Annotated in this window: 21 protein-coding genes; 12 read left to right on the top strand and 9 right to left on the bottom strand. The window is 64.8% G+C overall.

The genetic code is table 11. The features are described 5' to 3' along the window. Window positions 1-62: 62 nt before the first annotated feature. From fabI to fabA, 4 genes are read right to left on the bottom strand one after another with little or no spacing between them, the layout of a single operon-like run. Window positions 63-860 (bottom strand): enoyl-ACP reductase FabI, encoded by a 798-nt coding sequence (gene fabI, locus KUF59_RS01520; protein ID WP_212456258.1) that lies wholly within the window; start codon window positions 858-860, stop codon window positions 63-65. Continuing rightward, on the bottom strand, window positions 857-1,210 hold the full coding sequence (locus tag KUF59_RS01515; RefSeq protein ID WP_212456259.1) for a hypothetical protein: 354 nt from the start codon (window positions 1,208-1,210) through the stop codon (window positions 857-859). Before KUF59_RS01515 ends, fabI begins: the two co-directional genes overlap by 4 nt. A gap of 8 nt (window positions 1,211-1,218) precedes the next feature. Then, window positions 1,219-2,442 (bottom strand): beta-ketoacyl-ACP synthase I, encoded by a 1,224-nt coding sequence (fabB, locus tag KUF59_RS01510; protein ID WP_212456260.1) that lies wholly within the window; start codon window positions 2,440-2,442, stop codon window positions 1,219-1,221. A 48-nt stretch (window positions 2,443-2,490) separates the two neighbouring features. Further along, the gene (fabA, locus tag KUF59_RS01505) at window positions 2,491-3,012 is read right to left on the bottom strand and encodes a bifunctional 3-hydroxydecanoyl-ACP dehydratase/trans-2-decenoyl-ACP isomerase (RefSeq protein ID WP_212456261.1); all 522 of its coding nucleotides are present in this window, start codon (window positions 3,010-3,012) and stop codon (window positions 2,491-2,493) included. A 316-nt stretch (window positions 3,013-3,328) separates the two neighbouring features. Here fabA and irrA point away from each other — a divergent pair, with 316 nt between their 5' ends. Next, window positions 3,329-3,820, top strand: a complete 492-nt coding sequence (gene irrA, locus KUF59_RS01500; RefSeq protein WP_212456262.1) for an iron response transcriptional regulator IrrA — start codon at window positions 3,329-3,331, stop codon at window positions 3,818-3,820. A gap of 143 nt (window positions 3,821-3,963) precedes the next feature. On the opposite strand, the gene KUF59_RS01495 is transcribed toward irrA, so the two are convergent. Beyond that, window positions 3,964-4,491 carry an SH3 domain-containing protein gene (locus tag KUF59_RS01495; protein WP_212456263.1) on the bottom strand — a complete coding sequence of 176 codons (528 nt, stop codon included), beginning with the start codon at window positions 4,489-4,491 and terminating at the stop codon, window positions 3,964-3,966. Window positions 4,492-4,831: 340 nt separating this feature from the next. On the opposite strand from KUF59_RS01495, the gene KUF59_RS01490 reads away from it, so the two are divergent. Beyond that, window positions 4,832-5,833: a 2-hydroxyacid dehydrogenase gene (locus tag KUF59_RS01490; protein WP_212456264.1), complete on the top strand. Its 1,002-nt coding sequence runs from the start codon at window positions 4,832-4,834 to the stop codon at window positions 5,831-5,833. A 23-nt stretch (window positions 5,834-5,856) separates the two neighbouring features. Here KUF59_RS01490 and KUF59_RS01485 read toward each other — a convergent pair whose 3' ends face one another. Continuing rightward, window positions 5,857-6,918, bottom strand: coding sequence for a hypothetical protein (locus KUF59_RS01485; protein WP_212456265.1), 1,062 nt, complete (start codon window positions 6,916-6,918; stop codon window positions 5,857-5,859). Between the two features lie 234 nt (window positions 6,919-7,152). On the opposite strand from KUF59_RS01485, the gene KUF59_RS01480 reads away from it, so the two are divergent. Beyond that, window positions 7,153-7,707, top strand: a complete 555-nt coding sequence (locus tag KUF59_RS01480) for a TetR/AcrR family transcriptional regulator C-terminal domain-containing protein (RefSeq protein ID WP_249140067.1) — start codon at window positions 7,153-7,155, stop codon at window positions 7,705-7,707. 9 nt (window positions 7,708-7,716) lie between these two features. On the opposite strand, the gene KUF59_RS01475 is transcribed toward KUF59_RS01480, so the two are convergent. Continuing rightward, entirely contained in the window at window positions 7,717-8,520 is an 804-nt protein-coding gene (locus KUF59_RS01475; protein WP_212456267.1) for a HesA/MoeB/ThiF family protein, read from the bottom strand. A 92-nt stretch (window positions 8,521-8,612) separates the two neighbouring features. On the opposite strand from KUF59_RS01475, the gene KUF59_RS01470 reads away from it, so the two are divergent. Further along, complete coding sequence (locus KUF59_RS01470) at window positions 8,613-9,962, top strand: serine protease (RefSeq protein ID WP_258768095.1); 1,350 nt, start codon at window positions 8,613-8,615, stop codon at window positions 9,960-9,962. A gap of 135 nt (window positions 9,963-10,097) precedes the next feature. On the opposite strand, the gene ggt is transcribed toward KUF59_RS01470, so the two are convergent. Further along, entirely contained in the window at window positions 10,098-11,777 is a 1,680-nt protein-coding gene (gene ggt, locus KUF59_RS01465; RefSeq protein ID WP_212456269.1) for a gamma-glutamyltransferase, read from the bottom strand. 240 nt (window positions 11,778-12,017) lie between these two features. Here ggt and KUF59_RS01460 point away from each other — a divergent pair, with 240 nt between their 5' ends. Next, a complete protein-coding gene (locus tag KUF59_RS01460) occupies window positions 12,018-12,764 on the top strand; it encodes a ParA family protein (protein ID WP_212456270.1) in 747 nt (248 codons plus the stop codon). Window positions 12,765-12,895: 131 nt separating this feature from the next. Here the strand turns inward: KUF59_RS01460 and mutM are convergent, their stop codons facing one another. Further along, window positions 12,896-13,777 carry a bifunctional DNA-formamidopyrimidine glycosylase/DNA-(apurinic or apyrimidinic site) lyase gene (gene mutM / locus KUF59_RS01455; RefSeq protein WP_212456271.1) on the bottom strand — a complete coding sequence of 294 codons (882 nt, stop codon included), beginning with the start codon at window positions 13,775-13,777 and terminating at the stop codon, window positions 12,896-12,898. 81 nt (window positions 13,778-13,858) lie between these two features. Here mutM and ubiE point away from each other — a divergent pair, with 81 nt between their 5' ends. The 7 genes from ubiE to KUF59_RS01420 all read left to right on the top strand — a co-directional run bounded on the left by ubiE (window position 13,859) and on the right by KUF59_RS01420 (window position 22,816). Continuing rightward, window positions 13,859-14,620 carry a bifunctional demethylmenaquinone methyltransferase/2-methoxy-6-polyprenyl-1,4-benzoquinol methylase UbiE gene (gene ubiE, locus KUF59_RS01450; RefSeq protein WP_212456272.1) on the top strand — a complete coding sequence of 254 codons (762 nt, stop codon included), beginning with the start codon at window positions 13,859-13,861 and terminating at the stop codon, window positions 14,618-14,620. Beyond that, a complete protein-coding gene (gene ubiB / locus KUF59_RS01445; protein WP_212456273.1) occupies window positions 14,617-16,191 on the top strand; it encodes a 2-polyprenylphenol 6-hydroxylase in 1,575 nt (524 codons plus the stop codon). The genes ubiE and ubiB overlap by 4 nt, the downstream gene beginning before the upstream one ends. 56 nt (window positions 16,192-16,247) lie before the next feature. Further along, window positions 16,248-17,714 carry a bifunctional phosphopantothenoylcysteine decarboxylase/phosphopantothenate--cysteine ligase CoaBC gene (gene coaBC / locus KUF59_RS01440; RefSeq protein WP_258768094.1) on the top strand — a complete coding sequence of 489 codons (1,467 nt, stop codon included), beginning with the start codon at window positions 16,248-16,250 and terminating at the stop codon, window positions 17,712-17,714. Beyond that, on the top strand, window positions 17,711-18,169 hold the full coding sequence (gene dut, locus KUF59_RS01435) for a dUTP diphosphatase (protein ID WP_212456275.1): 459 nt from the start codon (window positions 17,711-17,713) through the stop codon (window positions 18,167-18,169). The genes coaBC and dut overlap by 4 nt, the downstream gene beginning before the upstream one ends. A gap of 213 nt (window positions 18,170-18,382) precedes the next feature. Then, window positions 18,383-20,887 (top strand): sensor histidine kinase, encoded by a 2,505-nt coding sequence (locus KUF59_RS01430; protein ID WP_212456276.1) that lies wholly within the window; start codon window positions 18,383-18,385, stop codon window positions 20,885-20,887. Further along, on the top strand, window positions 20,884-22,407 hold the full coding sequence (gene tsaE / locus KUF59_RS01425; RefSeq protein WP_258768093.1) for a tRNA (adenosine(37)-N6)-threonylcarbamoyltransferase complex ATPase subunit type 1 TsaE: 1,524 nt from the start codon (window positions 20,884-20,886) through the stop codon (window positions 22,405-22,407). The genes KUF59_RS01430 and tsaE overlap by 4 nt, the downstream gene beginning before the upstream one ends. A gap of 88 nt (window positions 22,408-22,495) precedes the next feature. Continuing rightward, window positions 22,496-22,816, top strand: coding sequence for a PilZ domain-containing protein (locus KUF59_RS01420; protein WP_212456278.1), 321 nt, complete (start codon window positions 22,496-22,498; stop codon window positions 22,814-22,816). Window positions 22,817-22,834: the final 18 nt, after the last annotated feature.

The raw sequence follows: 22,834 nt of genomic DNA, 5'->3' as shown, positions 1-22,834 counted from the left end.
AAATTCGTGCCGGAGTCCGCCCCATGTTCGTGGGGGGCGGACGACGTCGGAACGTTGGCCGCCTAATCCGCCTTGAGGTTTTCCGGCTTCGGCATCAGCACGACGTTGTAGCCGGAATCGACGTAGTGGATTTCGCCGGTCACGCCACCCGACAAATCGGACAGCAAATACAGCGCCGAGCCGCCGAGCTCCTCCAGCGTGACGCCGCGGCCGAGCGGCGAATGCTTTTGCTGAAATGCGAACATCGCGCGCGCCTCGCCGATGCCGGAGCCGGCGAGCGTACGCACGGGCCCTGCCGAGATCGCATTGACGCGGATGCCTTTCGGTCCGAAATCGGTGGCGAGGTAGCGGACGGACGCCTCCAGCGCCGCCTTGGCGACGCCCATGACGTTGTAGTTCGGCATCGAACGCTGAGAGGCGCCGTAGGTCAGCGTGATCATGGCGCCACCCGCCGGCATCATGTCGGCGGCGCGCTTCGCCACTTCCGTGAAGGAGAAGCAGGAGATGACCATCGTGCGCGAAAAATTCTCGCGGCTGGTGTCGGCGTAGCGGCCCTTCAGCTCGTTCTTGTCGGCAAAGCCGATCGCGTGGATCACGAAGTCGAGCTGGCCCCATTTCGCGCGCAGCGCCGCGAAGGTGGCATCGACGCTGGCGATGTCCTCGACGTCGCAGGGCAGCACCAGCTCCACGCCGAGCTGCTCCGCCAGCGGCTTGACGCGCTTGCCTTGTGCGTCGCCCTGGAAGGTGAAGGCGAGCTCGGCGCCGTGGGCGTGCAACGTCTTCGCCATGCCCCAGGCGATCGAATGATCATTGGCGATGCCCATGATCAGACCGCGCTTGCCCTTCATCAACAGTGTCATGTGGTGGATTCCATCAGTCGGAAAGATCTGGCTTCAACTTCGATTGTTCCGCCAAACAGGCAGACCACGAGAATTTCCGTATCGGCCGTGAATTCCATGCGCAACAAATCGATATTCCCGGGCGATCGATTCTTGAGAAGCCGCCCGATGTCGCCGCTCATGACGAAACGGGAGACATTCGTTCCAATGCAGTGATAGCGGCGTCGCTGCGCCAATCCGTCATCATCCGGATACAGGTCGACGACAAGGGTGAATTCCTGCTCGCCCTCTGCAAATCCCGAAAGTCTGAGGTCAACGAGAACCCCGTCGTGCCAGTTTATCTCGTCTGGCCCATCCTCCGGGGTCGGCAAGGCAGAACTCACGCATCCAGCCGGCTGAACACCAGCGTGGCATTGGTGCCGCCGAAGCCGAAGGAGTTCGACAGCACGGTGCCGATTCGTGCGTTGTCGATGCGCTTGCGCACGATCGGCATGTCGGCGAACACGGGGTCGAGCTCCTGGATATGCGCGCTCTCGCAGATGAAGCCGTTGTTCATCATCAGAAGCGAATAGATCGCCTCCTGCACGCCGGTCGCGCCCAGCGAATGTCCCGTGAGCGCCTTGGTCGCGGAGATCGGCGGGCACTTCTCGCCGGCGCCGAACACCTTGCGCAGCGCCTCGATCTCCGGCGGATCGCCGGCCGGCGTCGAAGTGGCGTGCGGATTGATGTAGTCGACCTTGGTCTTCACGGTGGACAGCGCCATGCGCATGCAGCGCTCGGCGCCCTCGCCCGACGGCGCGACCATGTCGTAGCCGTCAGACGTCGCGCCATAGCCCACGATCTCGCCGTAGATGCGCGCGCCGCGCGCCTTGGCATGCTCGAGTTCTTCCAGCACCAGCACGCCGGCGCCGCCGGCAATCACAAAACCGTCGCGGTTGAGGTCGTAGGGCCGCGACGCGGTGGCGGGCGTGTCGTTGTATTTCGAGGACATCGCGCCCATGGCGTCGAACAGCACCGACAGCGACCAGTCGAGCTCCTCGCAACCGCCGGCGAAGATGACGTCCTGCTTGCCGATCTGGATCGTCTCATAGGCGTTGCCGACGCAATGGTTCGACGTGGCGCAGGCCGACGAGATCGAATAGTTGACACCCTTGATCTTGAACCAGGTCGCAAGCGTCGCCGAGGCCGTGGACGACATCGCCTTCGGCACCGCGAACGGTCCGACGCGCTTCGGTCCCTTGGAGCGTGTGATGTCGGCGGATTCCACGATGGTCCGCGCCGACGGTCCGCCCGAGCCCATGATGATGCCGGTGCGGATGTTGGAGACTTCGTCGGGTCCAAGACCGGAATCCTGGATCGCCTGCTCCATCGCGATGTGATTCCACGCAGCGCCCTGGCCGAGGAAGCGCATCGCGCGACGGTCGACGACCGTGGCAGGATCAATCGTCGGGGCACCTTGCACCTGCGACCGGAAGCCGAGCTCGGCATATTTCTCTGCCCGCGAGATGCCTGACTTCGCCTCGTGAAGGCTCGCAAGCACTTCCTGGGTGTTGTTTCCGATTGACGAGACGATGCCCATCCCGGTGACCACAACCCGCCTCATGACCGCCTCACCCTAATCGTTGTCTCTTTCTAAATGATGCGTTGCGCGTTAGCCGAGCGACGTGCCCTGCTTGAACAGGCCGACCTTCAAGTCCTTGGCGCGATAGATAATGGTGTCATCGACCGAAAGCCACCCGTCGGCAACACCAAGTACCAGCTTTGAACGCATCACGCGCTTCATATCGACGTGGTACACAACCTTGCGGGCCTCGGGCAGCACCTGGCCACTGAATTTCAGCTCGTTCAATCCCAGCGCGCGACCGCGGCCCTCGCCGCCGATCCAGCCGAGGTAGAATCCAACCATCTGCCACAGGGCGTCCAGGCCGAGGCAGCCGGGCATGACGGGGTCGTTCTTGAAATGGCACCCGAAGAACCAGAGGTCCGGTTTCACATCGAGCTCGGCGTGCACAACACCCTTACCGAACTCGCCGCCGGTCTCGGAGATTTCCGTGATGCGGTCGAACATCAGCATCGGCGGCAACGGCAACTGGGCATTGCCCGGGCCGAACATCTCGCCACGGGCACACGCCAGCAAATCCTCAAATTCGTAACCGTTGCGCCGGTTGAGCATCAGAAGCCTCTAAATCCAATCCCGATGGGGGTTTTTGGTAAAAATAGCCCCGTTTGGGAACGTGCGCCAACCGCATTTCTCAGGCGCCAAGACGGCCTGTTGGCCTGACGGCGCCAAAATCGGTTAAACGGGACCGCGGGCTCTCTAACACAGGCCCTTCCTGCGTCAAAGCGCCCGCCTGGGGTAAAAACCACAGGCGCTTATGGTTCCCCGTAACTTAGAACCGCTCTAGTTGCGAGAAACTTGCATCTGCATCTTTCACTTCTTATATTGCAAGGCGATAGTGACTGACCACGCGTGCCCGAAATTGTTGGAAATGAGCGAGAACAACCCGCCCCATAACGACGAAGCCGCCCTTTCCGCGTCCCTCCATCCGGGGCGCCAGCCGGCATTGACCGGCTGCCCATGGCACGACGTCAACGAAATGCTCCAGGCTGCCGGCCTCCGTCCGACGCGCCAGAGGATGGCGCTTGGCTGGCTGCTGTTCGGCAAGGGCGCCCGCCACCTCACGGCTGAAATGCTCTACGAGGAAGCCACGCTGGCCAAGGTTCCGGTGTCGCTCGCCACCGTCTACAACACGCTCAACCAGCTTACCGACGCGGGCCTGCTGCGTCAGGTCAGCGTCGATGGCACCAAGACCTATTTCGACACCAACGTCACGACGCATCACCACTATTATCTCGAGAACAGCCACGAACTGGTCGATATCCCCGACCCGCATCTGGCGCTGTCGAAGATGCCCGACGTGCCCGAAGGCTACGAGATCGCGCGCATCGACATGGTCGTGCGCCTGCGCAAGAAGCGCTGAGCTCTCTCGATCTGATCTGAGTTTGTCATGGCCGGGCGATGTCCCCGGCCATTGTCATTCCGGGATGGTGCGCGAGCACCAGACCCGGAATCTCGAGATCCCGGGTTCGATGCTGACGCATCGCCCCGGGATGACCCTTCGGGTCAATTCACCTGCTCGTCGGCGTAGACGCCCCACAGCCGTTCCTGCTGGATCCAGCCGTCAAATCCGTTGCCCATGACGCGGCACCATCCGGTGACGCACTTTTTGACCTGGGCGACGACGCCGGCCTGAAGCCGCGCCGCAACCGCGCTGTCCGGATCGGCGCGATCGTAGATCGGGGCTAGGTCGTCCTTGTGCTTCATGGTGACGACGGCGGTGCGGCGGCCCGACAGCAGCGAGTGATAGACCCAGCCTTCAGACCCTTCCGAATCGCGCACCCGGCGCCAGTTCTCGAACTCTGCGGTGATTTCGACCGGCAGCCCGGAGCGGGTGTAGACCCAGGCCACGTCATTGTCCTTGGTCGGGCCGGCACGGACGTTCACGTGATCGGATTTGAGGCTGACATAACGCGGCACCGGCAAGCCTGAGGTTGTCTGCACGGTGTCCTTGGCGGAATGACTTGTGCTGACGGAGGTACCCAGCCAGACACACACGAGCGCAACCACCGAACTCAAACGCCCCAACGCCATCACAACCCGTCTCCTGCCGGAAACCCGGCACAAAGCGAGCCGAATTCCCCTACGCCACTTCCAAAACCCCGCCGCACGTCCCCTTGACGTCCCCTTGGCCCGCCCCACGCGGGTGTTCCCCGGCTCCGCCGTGGTTCTTGTCTTGGCCCGGCCTTCTGCTAGAGAGGACGGGCGCTTAAGAACCAGTTTGCCCCGATTTTCCGGCCGGAAATCTCGGGAGAGCTTGAAGGAAACGCCGGGGACGACGCGGCAAGGGCAGTGTCGAACAACCGGGTTAATGAGACCTGAACGGTCGGCCTTTGATCACAGAGGCGGGATCGTTCGCTCATGAGAGCAGGACATGTCGGTCAAGAAAAAGCCCCTCGTCGTCGTCACCCGCAAGCTGCCGGACTCGATCGAGACGCGCATGCGCGAATTGTTCGACGCGCGGATCAACCTCGACGACACGCCGCTGTCGCCCGAGCAGATCGCGGAAGCCGCCCGCACCGCCGACGTGCTGGTTCCGACCGTGACCGACCAGATCACCGCCGACGTCATCAACCAGCCCGACTGCAAGCTCCGCCTGATCGCGAATTTCGGCAATGGCGTCGACAATATCGATGTCGAGGCGGCGCATGCCCGCGGCATCACCGTGACCAATACGCCGAAGGTTTTGACCGAAGACACCGCCGACATGACCATGGCGCTGATCCTCGCCGTGCCGCGCCGGCTGATCGAGGGCGCCTCGATCCTGACCGAGGGCAAGCCGTGGGCGGGCTGGTCGCCGACCTGGATGCTCGGCCACCGTATCGGCGGCAAGCGCCTCGGCATTATCGGCATGGGCCGCATCGGCCAGGCGGTCGCGCGCCGCGCCCGCGCCTTCGGCCTCCAGATCCACTATCACAACCGCCGGCCCGTGGCCCCGAAGATCGCCGAAGAACTTGGCGCGACCTATTGGGAAAGCCTCGACCAGATGCTGGCGCGGATGGACATCATCTCGGTGAACTGTCCGCACACGCCGGCGACCTACCATCTCTTGTCGGCGCGGCGGCTGAAACTGATCCGCAAAGAGGCCTATGTCGTCAACACCGCGCGCGGCGAGGTGACCGACGAAGATACCCTGATCAAGCTGATCGAAGCCGGCGAGATCGGCGGCGCCGCTCTCGACGTCTATGAGCACGAGCCCGCGGTCAATCCAAAATTGGTGCGGCTCGCCAAGGCCGGCAAGGTGACTCTGCTGCCGCATATGGGCTCGGCGACGATCGAAGGCCGTGTCGAGATGGGCGAGAAGGTGATCATCAACATCAGAACCTTCCTCGACGCCCACAAGCCGCCGGATCGCGTGCTGCCGAGCATGCTCTGAGGCAGAGGTTGGGCTGGCCGAAATCAATCGCGGCCGATGGTCGTTGTTGCAATCAAGGTATCTCCCTGCCGCATGCAGGCTAGGGAGATTGGCCGTGAGGTCGCCCAATCCGGTTGCGTGGGTGTTAACACCACTCGGTTGGCCTCATTTCGCTGCGATGCCTCGTAAGCCCCCGTCACCAGGACTTTGCCGTCCATCGCAATTTCGAATTGCTCGTTCGGACCGAAGGCAAGGGCAAGGCCGCTTTTCCCCACTGAATCGCCGATCTTGCTGATCTCTGTCACCCACAACGCATCGTCGGCAACCGTCGCCACAACCATTTCGTCTGCCGTGTCGGCTTCCAGAATGCGGAGCGTCCCGTCCGGATCGCACTTGTCAATTCGGTATGTTGTCGTTCTGCCGTCGCGTTCGAGCACCCAGCTTGCTCCCGCGACAAACCGCTCGGGTCGTGCCTTGATGTGCGAGGTGCTGGTGCCGGCGCGTACCGCGCCAAATACATGCCGTTCCGTGTAGTAGCCCTCCTGTGCAACAAAGGGACCGGACCGGATCTTGACTGGAACGTCATACCGTCGCCCGTCAACGACGACCATGGTCTGCGGTCCCGCCAACGTACTGGCATGGCGCAGCATCAAAGGCAGGCTGGATCGCGGAGAGTGCGTTCCCGGATTGGAAAGGCCGCCACGCGTGGAATCGGGCTCGCCGACCGTCGTGATGTCGAACACGACCTGCTCGCCGGCATGTGAGACGAACGCCAGCCGCGCATGCCGCCGACCCGGCACGTGAGTTGTCGTCAGGTCGATGTCACACCAGCAAGTCTGCCGTTCGACACCCCATGCTTCGGCGAATAGGCGGTCGTCGTTGACATGGTCGATCTGCGTTTGGTCGTGGCGCGTCAGGATCGCGCGGATGCCCGGCTTGCCGTCCGCACCAAACTTGATCATGGCCTCGACCGCCTCATAGTCGGGGTGGCCGGCGAAGAACGCCATGATGTGCAGATCTTCCTGGCGATATCGAAGCAGGAAGGGTTGCAGCATGTCCGGTAGCAGGCAGAGGCCCGGACGCTGACGAGAGTTCTGCGGCGGCATACGACGTCTCCGGCGCCCCCAACTTGGGGAGCCATTTGGGGACCATTTGGAGTACCAACGGGTACTGCCTATAGAGTACCCATGGGTACTCAGTCAACACGGCCACGGAGGCCTGATCTCGCAAAGGCATCGCAGCCACGGGCGACGAAGCCGCCGCTCGCCTCTCCCCGAGACGAAGAGATCCTGTGCGCCGCCTTGGAAATACTTACCGAGAAAGGCTTTCACGGCGCGACCATGCTCGACATCGCTAGCCGCGCACGTGCCTCGAAAGCGACGCTCTACGCCCGCTTCGCCAGCAAGGAAGTCTTGTTCGAAGCGCTCATGGCCTGGGAAACCCGCCAGGGCACCGAGGTGCTGGATGCCATCGCTGCCAACGCAACGCTCGACGCAGTAACCGCGCTGGAATATTTTGCGACGGAGCTCCTTGCGCTGATGCTGCAACCGAAGAAGCTGGCACTGTTCCGGATCGCGGCAGCCGAGGGCCAGCGACTTTCGGCCGTGGGTCGCGCCTACAGCGCCCATACCCGCGACCATGGCCTAAAGCGTGCACGGGAGATCGTGGCGCGCCTGCTGCGCGAGGGGGCCATCGAGATAGATAACGGTGCTGAGTTCGGACACAGCTTCATCGGTCTGCTGCAAGGAGAGCTCTATACGCGCGCGCTGCTCGGCACGATTCCACCACCCAGCCGCGGCGAGATTGAGCATCATGCGCGTCAGGCCGTTGCCCGCCTGATCCGGGCCTATGCGCCACCGGCAGGGCCGAGATCCACTGCCTCGCGTGCGCGCTGAACTCGCCCCCTACTCGCGATGGATGCTCAAATCGTCGAACACGGGCCCATCGCCATTGAGCGGATTGGCCGGATCGCGCGCGTAACGCAGCGTCTCAAAACGCATCGCGCGGGCATCCAGCATCAACAGACGGCCGACCAGGCCGTCGCCGAAGCCGACGATCTCGCGAATGGCCTCCAGCGCCATCATCGAGCCCAAAACGCCAGCGAGCGCGCCCATGACGCCGGCCTCCGAGCAGGCCGGCACCGTGCCGGGCGGCGGCGCTTCCGGGAACAGGCAGCGATAGGTCGGATTGTACGCGCCGTCCTCGTTCTTCTCATGGGCGCGGATCGTGGTGAGCGAGCCGTCGAACGTGCCGAGCGCCGCCGTGATCAGCGGTCGCTTGGCAAAGAAGCAGGCGTCGGAGACGAGGTAGCGCGTCGAGAAATTGTCGGAACCGTCGAGCACGAGGTCGTAGTCGCCGATCAGCTCCAGCGCGTTGTCGGCATTGAGCCAGGTGGCGTGGCCGACGAAGCGCACATGCGGATTGAGCGCGGCGATCCGCTCGGCGGCGCTTTCGACCTTGTGCCGGCCGATATCCGGCGTCGTGTGGATGACCTGGCGCTGGAGGTTGGAGAGCGAGACGACGTCGTCATCGACCACCCCTAACGTGCCGATGCCGGCCGCGGCCAGATACATCAGGGCCGGTGCGCCGAGACCGCCGGCGCCGATCACCAGCACCGAGGCCTGCTTCAGCGCCGCCTGGCCGGGGCCGCCGACGTCGCGCAGCACGATATGCCGGGCATAGCGTTCGAGTTCGTCCGCGCTGAGCACCTTAGAGTTACTCCTGAACCGGCCCGAGATTGTTCGCGACCAACGAGATGTGCTTTGATGGCACCACGTTCAATGGTCTGGCTGGATTTGTCATGAGATCGATGCTTGCGGCAACATTGATGTTCGTGACGGCGACCGGCGCGCACGCCCAGATGTCGACGCCCGCGATCCCAGGCACCACGCCGAAGACGGTGCAGACCGTCCCGATCCGTCCCGCATTGCAAACTCCGTCGGAGACCGCCGACGCGATGGGGCAGGCGGAGCGGCTGTCGCTGCAATCCGACCTCGCCTGGGTCGGGCAGTACAATGGCGCGATCACCGGCGACGTCAGCGAGCGCATGGTCAACGCGATCAAGGAGTATCAGAAGGCCAAGGGCGGCAAGCCGACCGGCGTGCTCAATCCGCAGGAGCGCGGCGCGCTCGCGGACACGCCGCGGAAGAAGCAGGAGAGTGTCGGCTGGAAGATCACGCTAGAGCCGACCAGCGGTGCGCGGCTCGGCATTCCCGGTAAACTGGTGCCGCAGCAGTCGACCGACGCCAACGGCTCGAAATGGACGTCGCCGACCGGAACCGTCCAGGTGATTTTGAGCCGGCGCAAGGAAGCTGGCCCAACCACGGCCAAGCTCGCCGAACAGGAGAAGAAGGAGGCCGGACGCAAGGTCGACTACACCGTGGTGAAGCCGGATTTCTTCGTGCTGTCGGGCCTGCAGGGCCTGAAGAAGTTTTACGTACGCGGCGCCTTCAAGGGCGACGAAGTCCGCATCATGACGATCCTCTACGACCAGGCCACCGAGAACACGGTCGAGCCGGTCGTGATCGCGATGTCGAGCGCGTTCGCCGCGTTTCCGGCTGGGCCCCAGGCCGGTCCGCCGCCGCGCAAGACCGTCGAATACGGCACCGGAATCGTCGTCACCGATGACGGCGTGATCGTCACCGATCGCGCGGTGACGGACGGCTGCCTTGCCCTCACGATTGCCGGCTTTGGCAGCGCCGACCGCATCGCCGAGGACAGGGATCGCGACATCGCGCTGCTGCACATCTATGGCGCGCGCGGGCTGAAGCCGCTCAGCCTCGCGGGCGGCGCCACAAAGACCAATGTCGACATCGTCGGCATCGCCGATCCGCAGAACCAGGGCGGCGGCAGCGCCGTATCGAGCGTCAAGGGCGCGGTCGCATCGGTCAGTGGGGGCGATTCCGCGCTGTCGCCCGCACCTGCGGTCGGCTTCTCCGGAAGCCCCGCGATCGACGATTCCGGCAAGTTCGCCGGCATCGCGCTGCTGAAGCCCGTGATCGTCGCCGGCCCCGCCGCACCAACGGTACAGGCGGTGATGGTTTCCGCCGACGCCGTGCGCGATTTCCTCAAAGCGAACAACGTCACCGCCAACGGCAGCGCGACGGATGCGAAAGCCGCCGTCGTGCGCGTGATCTGCGTGCGGAAGTAAGTCGAGCGGCACAACGACTCTCGTGTCCCGGCCGCAGAGCCGGGACCCATGCATCCAAGATCCGCGCTAGAAGTTTCTGGGCCCCGGCTCTGCGTCGCATCGCTTGCGCGCTGCGCCGCGTCCGGGGCACGAGAGTTAGCTCAGCCTGAACCGGATTCCGCTGCGTGCGAGGCCGCCGGACATGCCGATCGGCGTGCCGTCGGCGCGCCAACAGGCAGCACCCGTCATGGTGCCGTCCTCGTCGAACGCGATCGCGTTCATGCCGCCGGCAACCGTCGGCATGACCTCGACCTTGTGGCCCATGGTTGCGAGTTTTGCGCGCACGCCCTTCGGCACGGCCTGCTCGACCTCCAGCGCATTGCCTTCGGTCCACACCCGCGGCGCCTCGACCGCCTCCTGCAGGCTCATGCGGTGGTCGATCAAATTGATCAACGCTTGCATGGCACTCGGAAAGATGCGTTTGCCCCCCGGCAGGCCGAGCGCAAACTTCAGCTTGCCGTCGCGCAATGCGATCAACGGCGACATCGAGGTGGTGACGCGCTTGCCCGGCGCCGGCGACAAGGCATGACCGGGACGCGGATCGAACAGGTTCATGTAGTTGTTCGGGATGGTGCCGAGGCCGGGGATCAATATCTTTGCGCCAAACAGATTGTTGATGGTCTGCGTGGTCGCGACCACGTTGCCCGCAGCGTCCGCAACCGTCATGTGCGTGGTGTGGGCGCCCTCGAGCTGTGTGACACCCGCGCTCCACGCCTGCGCCTTGGCGGGATCGATGACGCGGCGGCGCTCCTCGGCATAGGCTTTTGACGTCAGCCGCTCGACGGGAACGCCGACATGGTCAGGATCGCCGCTGGCGGCGGCGCGATCAGCAAAGGCGATCTTCAAGACTTCGGCGAGATGGTGAATGGTCTCCGCCGTGCCGAAGCCGAGGCTCGCGATGTCATAGCCTTCCAGAATGTTCAGCATCTGCGCGATATGCACGCCGGAGGCCGCGGGCGGCGGCGGCCCCAAAATGGTCCAGCCGCGATAGTCGGCGCGGATCGGCTGGCGCTCCACCGTCTTGTAGCTGGTCAGATCGGCGCGGCGGATGAAGCCGCCGTTGTTCTCCATGTAATCGACGAGGATGTCGCCGAGCGGCCCCTCGTAAAGCGCCTTCTCGCCGTGGTCGGCGATGTAGGACAGCGTCTCCGCATACTCGGCCTGCACCACGCGTTCGCCGACCTTCAGAGGTTCACCGCTCGGCAAATAGATCGCCGCGATCGGCTTGTCCTTGCGCATTTCGGCCGCGGTTTCGGTGATGCATTCGTGCAAATAGGGCGTCGTCGCATAGCCGCGGGCGGCGTGCTTGATCGCGGGCTGCATGACGTCGGCCAGACTCATCGTGCCGAACCGCCGCAGCGTCTCGCACCATGCCTTCAGCGAGCCGGGGACGGCGACCGCCTTCGGTCCGTTGAGATTCTCGTCGCCGACGGTATCGAACACGTCATGGCGGGAGCCCGGCTTTGAGGTGTAGGTGGTGTCGCGCACGGCTAGTGGCACCGTGCTCTGGCCGTCGATGAAGCGATGGCTGCCGTCGGCGAGCCGGATATGCGCCATGCCGCCGCCGATGATGCCGACCATCATCGGCTCGACCACGGTCAGCGTGAACAGCGTGGCGATCGCGGCATCGATGGCGTTGCCGCCGGCGGCCAGCATCTCGGCGCCGGCGCTCGAGGCGAGCGGATGATTGCTGACCACCATGCCGCGGCTCGAGACTGCCGGTTGCTTCTGGCATTCGAAGGTCGCCGCCGCACGATCGCGCCAGTTGCCGCTCATGGTCCCAGCCCCTTTTCATTCGCGACAACAAACACATCATAGGTAGAACTACGGGTCCAGTAATCGTACGGATTAGCTGGTATTCCCGATTCCGCCATCATCGTTCCCGTTGATTCGGACATCCGCGATCCCTTTGGATCGGGCCGGGCACGTCCTGAGCGAGAAGAGCTCAGCATCGACATCGATGCACGTTCGCGTGGTGTGACCCCAGACCCAGGCATTCCAGAGGATCCATTTCCAATGCACACGATCGTACTGGCCACCCAAAAGGGTGGCAGTGGCAAGAGCACGCTCGCCATCGGCCTCGCGCTGGCCGCCCGGCAGGCCGGCTTTTCCGTCCGCCTGATCGAGACCGACCCGCAGGGCACGTTGTCGAACTGGCAGCGCCGCCGCAACGACGCCGAGCCCGTCGTTGAGCCCATCTACCATGCCGCCGACATCGAGCCGCGCCTCAAGATGTTGGCCGAGAGCGGCCTTCAACTCGCGATCATCGACACCGCCGCCGGCCTCAGCGCCGCGACCACGGCCGCGATCCGCCATTCCGATCTGTGCCTGATCCCATCCCGCCCGGCGGTTGCCGACATCGAGGCCACCACCTCGACGCTGAGCGTCGCGCGCGCCTGGAAGCGTCCCTTCAGCTTCGTGCTCAACCAGACCCCGATCCGCGGCCAGCGCATCGACAATGCGGCGGACACGCTCGCCGAGGAAGCCGCGCTCGATCTCACTGAGGTGGTCGCCCGTCCCCTGATCGTGATGCGCAATGATCATCAGGACTCGCTTGCGGTGGGCCTCGGCGTCAGCGAATTCGCGCCCAACGCCAAGTCGACCGAGGAGATCCGCGGCCTCTGGCGCTGGATCGCGAACCGGCTCGATCTGTCGGCCACGGCAACCAATCTGCTGATCGACGAGGTCATGTCGACCGCAGACGTGGTGTTGCACGCAACCGACGCGCTCGCGCAGGACAAAGCGGCTTCGCTGGCGTCCTGAGCCCTCGCGCGCTCAGGTGATGTTCCGGCTCCTCGCGCTCACGCTCGCGAGGAGTTTTAGCGACGAAGCAATCCGGCACACCAGCCCTGCCGGATTGCTTCGCTTCGTTGGACGGGCGCGGCGCCCAAACCTCACTTCTGACATTTCGGACACCAGAAGGTCGATCGACCGTTCTGGGTAAACCGCTTCACGGTGCCGCCGCAGCCCGGCGTTTTGCACGTCTCGCCCTCGCGGTCGTAAACCTTGAACGAGTGCTGGAAATAGCCGAGCTCGCCCGTGGTCTGTCGATGATCGCGCAAGCTCGATCCGCCGGCCTTGATGGCGTCGTTGAGCACGGCGTGGATCGCGCCGACCAGCCGCCCGGCATGATCCGTCGGCTCGCCCTTTTTCGTGGCCAGCGTCGCGGCGATCCGCCGCGGCGACAGATGCGAGCGATGCAGCGCTTCGCAGACATAGATGTTGCCAAGCCCCGCCACCACGCGCTGGTCGAGCAGCGCGGCCTTCAGGCTGGTCTTCTTGCCGGCACAGGACTCCGCGAGCATCGCGGCATCGAACTCATTGCCGAGCGGCTCCGGGCCGAGCCCGCGCAACAGCGGCTCCTGATCGAGGGCGTTGCGCGCGATCACTTTCATGTAACCGAAGCGGCGCGGATCGTTGAAGACGATGTCGGCTCCGGACGACATCCGGAACAGGACGTGATCGTGGGTCGAATCCTTAGCCCGTGGATAATGAAATTCGCCGGGCGATTTTTCGGCATCTAGCTTGATGACGCGAAACGAGCCGGACATCCCGAGATGCATCAAGAGCACGTCGCCGGAGGCGAGATCGGCCATGAGATATTTTGCGCGCCGGCCAAGCCCCGTGACGATCTGTCCCTGCAGCCGCTTGACGAAGTCGGGCTGAAAGGGAAAGCGCAAATCGGCCCTGCGGGCCTCCGCCTTGACGATTTTGGCACCCTCCATGACGGGCTGAAGCCCGCGGCGGACGGTCTCGACTTCGGGCAATTCAGGCATGGTCAGGCATTCACCTTATGAGGGTGGTGTGATAGCGCCATTGCGCCGGCCGCGCTATGGTCGGCGTCGTGGAGTAGAGTGATGGATCGGCCGGGCGAAACCACCCATTTTGGCTACAGGGACGTGCCCTTAGGGGACAAGCAGACGCTGGTGAACGAGGTGTTTCACAGCGTCGCCTCGCGTTACGACCTGATGAACGATCTGATGTCGGGCGGTCTGCACCGGGTCTGGAAGGACATCATGATCACCAGGCTCGATCCGCCGAGGAGCGACCACCCCTTTGCCCTGCTCGACGTCGCCGGCGGCACCGGCGACATCGCCTTCCGTGCGGCGAAGGCCGCGGGTGCGGGCTTCCATGCCACCGTCTGCGACATCAATTCGGACATGCTGGCCGTGGGCCGCGAGCGCGCCTTGAAGCGGCATCTCGACGCCCAGGTCGATTTCGTGGAAGGCAATGCCGAAACGCTCGGCTTTGCCGACCGCAGCTTTGACGCCTACACGATCGCGTTCGGCATCCGCAACGTGCCGCGGATTGACCTCGCTTTGCGCGAGGCCTATCGCGTGTTGAGGCCGGGCAGCCGCTTCCTGTGCCTGGAGTTCTCGACCGTCGAGATGCCCGGACTCGATCGTCTCTACGATCTGTTTTCCTTCAAGGTGATTCCGCCGCTCGGCCGCATGGTGACCGGAGACGCGGAGTCCTATCAGTATCTCGTCGAGTCGATCCGCAAATTCCCCAAGCCCAACGCTTTCGCTGAGATGATCCGCGAGGCCGGCTTCTCCCGCGTCACCTGGCAGACCCTGTCCGGCGGCATCGTGGCACTGCATTCGGGCTGGCGTTTGTGATCTCTGCAATTACCCACATTGCGCGCCTGGCCCGCGCCGCGCTGGTGTTTGCGCGCGAGGGCGTGTTCGGCTCGATCGATCCGAGCCTGGTGCCGCCGCCCGGCCAGCTTGCGCTCAAGCTGGCGCGTCTGGTCGAACGGCGCGGCGCCAAGCAGGGGGCCCGCCTGTCGCGCGCGCTGACGCGCCTCGGCCCGGCCTATCTGAAGCTCGGGCAGTTCCTGGCGACGCGCCCCGACGTCGTCGGCGTCAACATCGCGAACGATCTCGAAAGCCTGCAGGACCGCCTACCGCCGTTTCCGCAAGCAGAAGCGGAAGCCGCGATCGCCGTCTCGCTCGAACGGCCGCTGACGGACGTGTTCGTCAATTTCGGCCCCGCAGTCGCAGCCGCCTCGATCGCGCAGGTCCATCGCGGTGAGGTGCTGCGCAATGGCATCAGACAGCCAGTCGCGATCAAGGTGCTGCGGCCCAACGTGTCCTCGCGCTTCCGCCGCGACCTCTCCGATTTCTTCTTCGTTGCGCACAAGGCCGAAACTTACTCGGCCGAGGCGCGCCGTCTGCGCCTCATCGAAGTCATCAACACCATGTCGCGCTCGGTCGCGATGGAGATGGATTTGCGGCTGGAGGCGGCAGCCCTGTCCGAGATGGCGGAGAACACGCGCGACGACCCGGATTTCCGCGTGCCGACGGTGGATTGGGACCGCACCACGCACAACGTGCTGACGATGGAGTGGATCGACGGCATCGCGCTGAACGATCACAAGCGCCTGCAAGAGGCGCAGGTCGACCTGCCCGATCTCGGCCGCAAGGTGATCCAGAGTTTTCTGCGGCACGCGCTGCGCGACGGTTTTTTCCACGCCGACATGCATCCGGGGAATCTGTTCCTCGATGATACGGGTCGTCTCGTCGCTGTCGATTTCGGCATCATGGGCCGGCTCGGCATGAAGGAGCGGCGCTTCCTCGCCGAAATCCTGCTCGGCTTCATCACCCGCGACTATCGCCGCGTGGCGGAAGTGCACTTCGAGGCGGGCTACGTGCCCGCGCACCACTCGGTCGAGAATTTTGCGCAGGCGATCCGCGCGATCGGCGAGCCGATTCACAATCGCACGGCGGAAGAAATCTCGATGGCGCGGCTGCTCACGCTGCTGCTCGAGGTCACCGGCCTGTTCGACATGACCACGCGACCCGAGTTGATCCTGCTGCAGAAGACCATGGTCGTGGTCGAGGGCGTGGCGCGCGGCTTCGATCCGAAACTCGACATCTGGAAGATCGCCGACCCCGTAGTACGCGAGTGGATCGAGCGCAATCTCGGCCCGATCGGCCGGGTGCAGGGGGCGCTCGCCGGGACCGGCGACCTCGCCAAGGTGCTGATGCGGCTGCCCGACATTGCCGCGCGTTCGGTCGTGGTGCTGGAGCAGTTGGAGGCGATGACACGGGAAGGCCTGCGGCTGTCGCCGGAGACCATCGCCGCGATGGGCCGCAGCGAGGGCCGCAAGAATCGCTGGCGCACCGTCGCGCTCTGGATCATTGCCGCCACCTTCATCGGAATCCTGATCGCCGTCCGGAATCTTTGATTGCGATGCAATCATCACAGTGATAGCATCGATATCATTTTGTGCTGGAGGGTGTCATGGCGAGCCTGACCATCCGTAAACTCGACGAAGGCGTCAAAACCTACCTTCGGCTCCGATCGGCCAAGAACCGCCGCTCGGTCGAGGAGGAGGTCCGGGTCATCCTGCGCGAGCTCATCGAGGGCCGCGAGGAGCCGCTGACGGGCTCCGCCGCGTCAACGGCGGCATCCCCTGCTGCCGTGCCCCAGCGCACCAGCGCCCTCGCTGAGGCCGGCGTCACACTGATCGCCAGCGTCACCCTGATCATCGGCGGCGGGATTGCCGCCTACAAGTCGCTGGACCTGATCCGGCGGCTGAAGGAGCGGCGGATCGAGGTTCGCTGCGTCCTGACCAAGGCGGCGCAGCAATTCGTCACGCCGCTCGCGGTCAGCGCCTTGTCGCATGAGCGGGTCTATACCGACCTGTTCGACCCCCAGAGCGAGTTCGACGCCGGCCATATTCGCCTCGCGCGCGACTGCGACCTGATCGTGGTGGCACCTGCGACCGCCGACCTGATGGCCAAGATGGCAGGCGGCCACGCCGACGATCTCGCCAGCGCCATCCTGCTTGCCGCCAACCGCAAGATCCTGATCGCGCCGGCCATGAACCCGCTGATGTGGGCCAACGCCGCGACGCGACGCAACGTGGCGCAGCTGACGCGCGACGGCGTCGCCTTCATCGGCCCCAATACCGGCGAGATGGCGGAAGCGGGCGAAGCCGGCACCGGCCGGATGTCGGAGGCGATCGAGATCGCGGCCGCCGCCGAGCGCCTGCTGCGGCCGCCGGTGCCGCGGCCGCTGGCCGGCAAGCGCGTGCTGATCACCGCGGGGCCCACCCACGAGCCGATCGATCCCGTGCGCTACATCGCGAACCGCTCCTCCGGCAAGCAGGGTTTTGCGATTGCCGCCGCCGCGCAAGCCGCCGGCGCTGAGGTGATCTTGGTGAGCGGTCCGGTCGATCTCGATGATCCCGCGGGCGTCACGGTCAGGCATGTGGAATCGGCGCGTCACATGCTGGAGCAGGTCGAGGCTGCGCTTCCCGTCGATATCGCAATCTTCGCCGCTGCGGTCGCCGATTGGCGCGTCGCCAGCGAAGGCGCGCAGAAGCTGAAGAAGACGTCCGCGGGCATGCCGCCCCTCCAGCTCGTGGAGAATCCCGACATCCTTGCCACGATCTCGAAGATGAAGGACAAGCGCCCGCCGCTGGTGATCGGCTTTGCCGCCGAGACCGAGCATCTCATCGACAACGCAAAGGCAAAGCTGAAGCGCAAGGGCTGCGACTGGATCGTCGCCAACGACGTTTCGCCCGCCACAGGCGTGATGGGCGGCGACCGCAACACCGTGCACCTGCTCAGCAAGAATAGCGAGAAGGACGGCGACATCGCGGTTGATTCCTGGCCTGTCATGACCAAGGAACAGGTTGCCACCGAACTGGTCACCCATATCGCCAAAAGCCTCGCCGACAAACCGCTGGAGCCGGCCTCTTGAGCACGAAAGTCACCGTTGAGGTCCAACGTCTGCCGCACGCGGACGGCCTGCCACTGCCGGCCTATCAGACCACCGAGGCCGCCGGCCTCGATCTCTTGGCCGCTGTTCCCGATGCCGAACCGCTGACGCTTGCATCAGGCAAGCACGCGATGGTGCCGACCGGGCTCGCCATCGCGCTGCCGCCGGGTTTCGAGGCGCAGGTGCGGCCGCGCTCCGGGCTCGCGGCCAAGCACGGCGTCACCGTGCTGAACTCGCCCGGCACGATCGACGCGGATTATCGCGGCGAGATCAAGGTCATCCTGATCAACCATGGCGGGGTGCCCTTCGTGATTCGCCGCGGCGAACGCATTGCGCAGATGGTGATCGCGCCGGTGGTGCAGGCCGCGCTGGTTCCCGTCGCCTCGCTGTCGGAGACCGATCGCGGCGCCGGCGGTTTCGGCTCGACCGGCCGCTAGAGCGCTGGAAAACGCTTTAGCCCCGCCTCAAATCCGCAGGATTGACCGCAAAACTACACGCCAGGATTCGCGCGGCCGCCACTTTTTGTGCGCCCGTCTTTACGTTCACGATCTGGACTCTTACCGGTGGAGTCACGAAGCGGATATTGTCGTTTGATTCGCGCGCGGCGGGGGAAGTCGCCGCGCGCAAAATCGTGCGGTCTTGGGGCAATTATGTCAGGCGTGATCGTGTCGATGCGTCGGACGCTGCTGTCGTGCACATCACTGGTGCGCAACAGCCTGATCGGTAGCGCTCTCGCAGCGCTGCTTCCGGCTGGGCCTGCGCATGCCGCGGACCTCATCGACACCCTATCGACACTACTGGACTTCAACCGGCAGGAAATCGCGGTGCTGACGACCGCGCTGGCCCTGCTCGGCTTCTCGGTCATGGCCGCGATCCTGTTGATGCGCACGCGCGTGCGCACGGCCAAGAACGAGGCGCGGCTGCACGCCCGGATCGGGGAACTCCAACTGCAAGCCGACCGTTTTGGCGCGCTGCTGTTTGCGGAACCGCAGATCCTGATCTCGTGGCCGGCTGGCGACAATCGCGCGCAGATTTCCGGCGACATCTCCATGGTGCTGCCGCGGGACTCATCCCCGCAGCGCGTGCTCGCCTTCGGAACCTGGCTGCCGCCGGAACCGGCGCTGCAGATGGACCACGCCGTCGGTGGCTTGCGCGAACGCGGCGACGGCTTCCAGCTCAATGTGACCACTTCCAACGGCCACACGCTCGAAGCCATCGGGCGCGCCATCGGCGGCCAAGCCATTGTGAGGATTCGCGAACTTTCGGGCCTGCGGCGCGAACTCGCCGAAACCAGTCTGCGCCACAAGGCGCTGCTGGACGAGACCGAGATGCTGCGCGGCTTCGCGGCCTCCGCGCCCTGGCCGATCTGGGCCAAGGGCGCCAACGGCGCGCTGACCTACGCCAACCCGGCCTATGTGCGGGCAACGGAAGCGCACAGCGTCATCGATGCCCAGGAGCGCAAGCTCGAACTGCTCGACAGCGCCGACCGCACCGACATGGAGCGCGGCCTGAAGGAGGCAGCTCACTTCACCTCGCGCCTGCCGATCGTGATCGGCGGCGAGCGCCGCATCTACGACGTGCGCGCCGTCAATGTCGGCGCAAGCAGTGTCGGCGTCGCGATCGACGCCAGCGAAGCCGACGCGCTCAGCTCGGCGCTGGTGCGGATGGCGGAGGCGCATCGCCGCACGCTCGACCAGCTCTCCTCCGGCGTCGCGGTGTTCGACGGCCAGCGGCGGCTCGCCTTCTACAACGATTCCTACCGTCGGCTGTGGGATCTCGACCGCAACTTCCTGGATTCCAATCCGGACGATTCCAGCGTGCTCGACCAGCTCCGCGCCGCGCGAAAACTGCCGGAGCAGCCGGACTTCCGCGCCTGGAAGGTAAAGCTGCACGAAGCCTATCGCGCCGTCGAGACCGCCAAGGACACCTGGTTCCTGCCCGACGGGCGCGCGTTGTCGGTCGTGACCACGCCGAATCCCGAAGGCGGCGTCACCTATCTGTTCGACGACGTCACCGAGAGCCTCGATCTCGCGCGGCGCTTCGACGGCCTGATCCGCGTGCAGCGCGAGACGCTGGACAGCCTCGCCGAGGGCGTGGCGGTGTTCGGCAGCAACGGCAAGGCGCAGCTCTTCAACCCGACTTTTGCGCGGATGTGGAAGCTGTCAGGTGAGGCGCTGAACGAACAGCCGCATATCCACACCGTCGAGAGCTGGTGCCACCAGCTGTTCGACGACGCCAACGTCTGGCGTCAGATCCGGGAAGCCATCACCTCGATCGAGAACCGCGTCGACGTGCTGCTGAAGCTGGAGCGCAAGGACGGCAGCGTGCTCGACTGCATGATCCGCCCCCTGCCCGACGGCGCGACCATGCTGACCTTCCAGGACATCACCGACACCGAGAATGTCGAGCGCGCGCTGCGTGAACGCAACGAGGCGCTGGAGACCGCCGACCAGATGAAGGTGGACTTCGTCCACCACGTCTCCTACGAGCTACGCTCGCCGCTGACCACCATCATCGGCTTCGCGCATTTCCTCAGCGATCCCTCGACCGGGCCGCTGACGCCGAAGCAGGCCGAATATCTCGACTACGTCACCAAGTCGACCAATGCGCTGCTGGCGCTGACCAACAACATCCTCGATCTCGCGACCATCGACGCCGGCGCGATGAAGCTCGAGCTCGGCCCGGTCGACGTCTCCAAGACGATCGAGCTGGCCGCCGAAGGCATCCAGGACCGGCTCGCCACCGACCGCATCCGTCTCAAGGTCGACATTGCACCCGATGTCGGCAGCTTCGTCGGCGACGAGAAGCGCGTGGTGCAGGTGCTGTATAATCTGCTCGCCAACGCCGTCGGCTTCTCGCCGCCGGACTCCGTGGTCGGCATCAGCGCGCGCCGCTCCGAGCGCAACGTCATCTTCACCGTGACGGATTCCGGGCCTGGAATTCCCGCCGACATGAAGGACAAGGTGTTCAACTGGTTCGAGAGCCGCTCGCAGGGCTCGCGCCATCGCGGCGCCGGCCTTGGGCTATCGCTGGTGCGCTCCTTCGTCGAGCTGCATGGCGGCAAGGTGCGGGTGGATTCGCTCGTCGGCAAAGGCACCACCGTGACCTGCGATTTCCCGACCGACCAGGCGGCGCATCGCGACGCCGCCGAATGAACGCGTCAACGACATTCTCCGTCGCGCTTGTCAACGAGACGGCCACTGCAGAGCTGATGGCCGACCTTGCGCTACTCGTCGGCGCCGGAGACGTCATCACGCTGTCAGCCGATCTCGGCGCGGGCAAGACGGCGGCCGCGCGCGCCATGATCCGCTATCTCGCCGGCGACGAGACGCTGGAGGTGCCGAGCCCGACCTTCACGCTGGTGCAGGGCTACGAACATTTGCCCGTCCCGGTTCTACATGCCGACCTCTACCGCGTCGAGGATGAAGGCGAGCTCGAGGAGATCGGTCTGTCGCCGCTGCCGGAGGGAACGCTGGCGCTGATCGAATGGCCGGAGCGCGCGCCATCGGCCCTCCCTGCGGATCGCATCGACATCGCGCTCACGCATCGTCCGGCGCTGGGCTCGACCGCGCGCGCGGCTGATATCACCGGCCACGGCAAGGCGGCAGCAATCGTCGCGCGATTGAAGGCGCTGCGCGAGTTCCTCGATGCGGCCGGCTACATGGAGGCCACGCGCCGACGGATGGCCGGCGATGCTTCGACCCGCTCCTATGCGCGACTGATCCGCGACGACGAAATCGTCATCCTCATGAACTCACCGCAGCGGCCGGATGGCGCCGCGATCTACAACGGAAAATCCTATAGCGCTGCCGTGCATCTCGCCGAGAACGTCAAGCCGTTCGTTGCCATCGACGAGGGCCTGCGCGCGCAGGGCATTTCGGCGCCCGTAATCCATCGTTCCGATCTCGACCACGGCTTTCTCATCACCGAGGATTTTGGCAGCGAGGGCGTCATCGAGGGCGATCCGCCGCGCCCGATCGCCGAGCGCTACGAGGCCGCAACCGATCTGCTGGCCGCGCTGCTTGGCAAGACATTGCCGGAGACGCTGCCGCTGGCAGGCACCACCGACCACGCCATTCCGGTGTTCGACACCGACGCGCTGCTGATCGAGATCGGCCTGATGCCGGAATGGTATCTGCCGGACCGTGGCGCCGAACTCTCCGACGAAAAGCGCGCGGAATTTTTCGCGATGTGGCGCGAGCTGTTGCAAAGGCCCATTGCCGCGCCAAAAACCTGGGTGCTGCGCGACTATCACTCGCCGAACCTGATCTGGCTCGAAGGCCGCGCCGGGATTGCACGCGTCGGCGTGATCGATTTCCAGGACACCGTGCTCGGGCCTAAATCCTATGACGTGGTGTCGCTGCTCCAGGACGCCCGCATCGACGTGCCCGAAAGCCTCGAGCTGACGTTGCTGTCGCGCTACATCAAGGCGCGCCGCACTGATGATGCGAGCTTTGACGCGGCCGGTTTTGCCGAGCTCTACGCCATCATGTCGGCGCAGCGGAATACACGGCTGCTCGGCACCTTCGCCCGCCTCAACCGCCGCGACGGCAAGCCGCATTATCTGCGCCACCAGCCGCGGATCTGGACTTATCTCAACCGCTCGCTGGCCCACCCGTCGCTCGCCCACTTACGCGACTGGTACCTCGCCAACGTCCCGCCGCCAAAAGCCTGATTCGGGCCCTGATTTACCGGCTGTTAGCCGTCGCGCCGGTAATCTGCGCCGCAGGAGGCCGGAAGGTTACGGGGCTGGAGCGAGGAGTATGGCGGCGAATACCGATCAGCGCGGCGGCGGTAACCGCGTCGTCTTCGAGCGGGGGATTCCCGCCCAGATGATGGGGATCGACGGCACCTGGCGGCGGGACTGCACCATGGAGGACGTCTCCGAAACCGGCGCCAAGCTGACGGTCGACGGCTCGGTCGAGGGCCTCCATTTGAAGGAATTTTTTCTCCTGCTGTCGTCGACGGGCCTTGCCTACCGGCGCTGCGAGCTTGCCTGGGTCAATGGCGACCAGATCGGCGTCAATTTCCTCAAGCAGGGCGACAAGAAGAAAAAGGCACGGTCCACAGCGGCCGGGGCCTGAGTGCAACACCCGTCGTAC

It is taken from the genome of Bradyrhizobium arachidis (assembly GCF_024758505.1).
GTDB lineage: Bacteria > Pseudomonadota > Alphaproteobacteria > Rhizobiales > Xanthobacteraceae > Bradyrhizobium > Bradyrhizobium manausense_C.
This window is presented reverse-complemented; position numbering and strand designations above follow the sequence as displayed.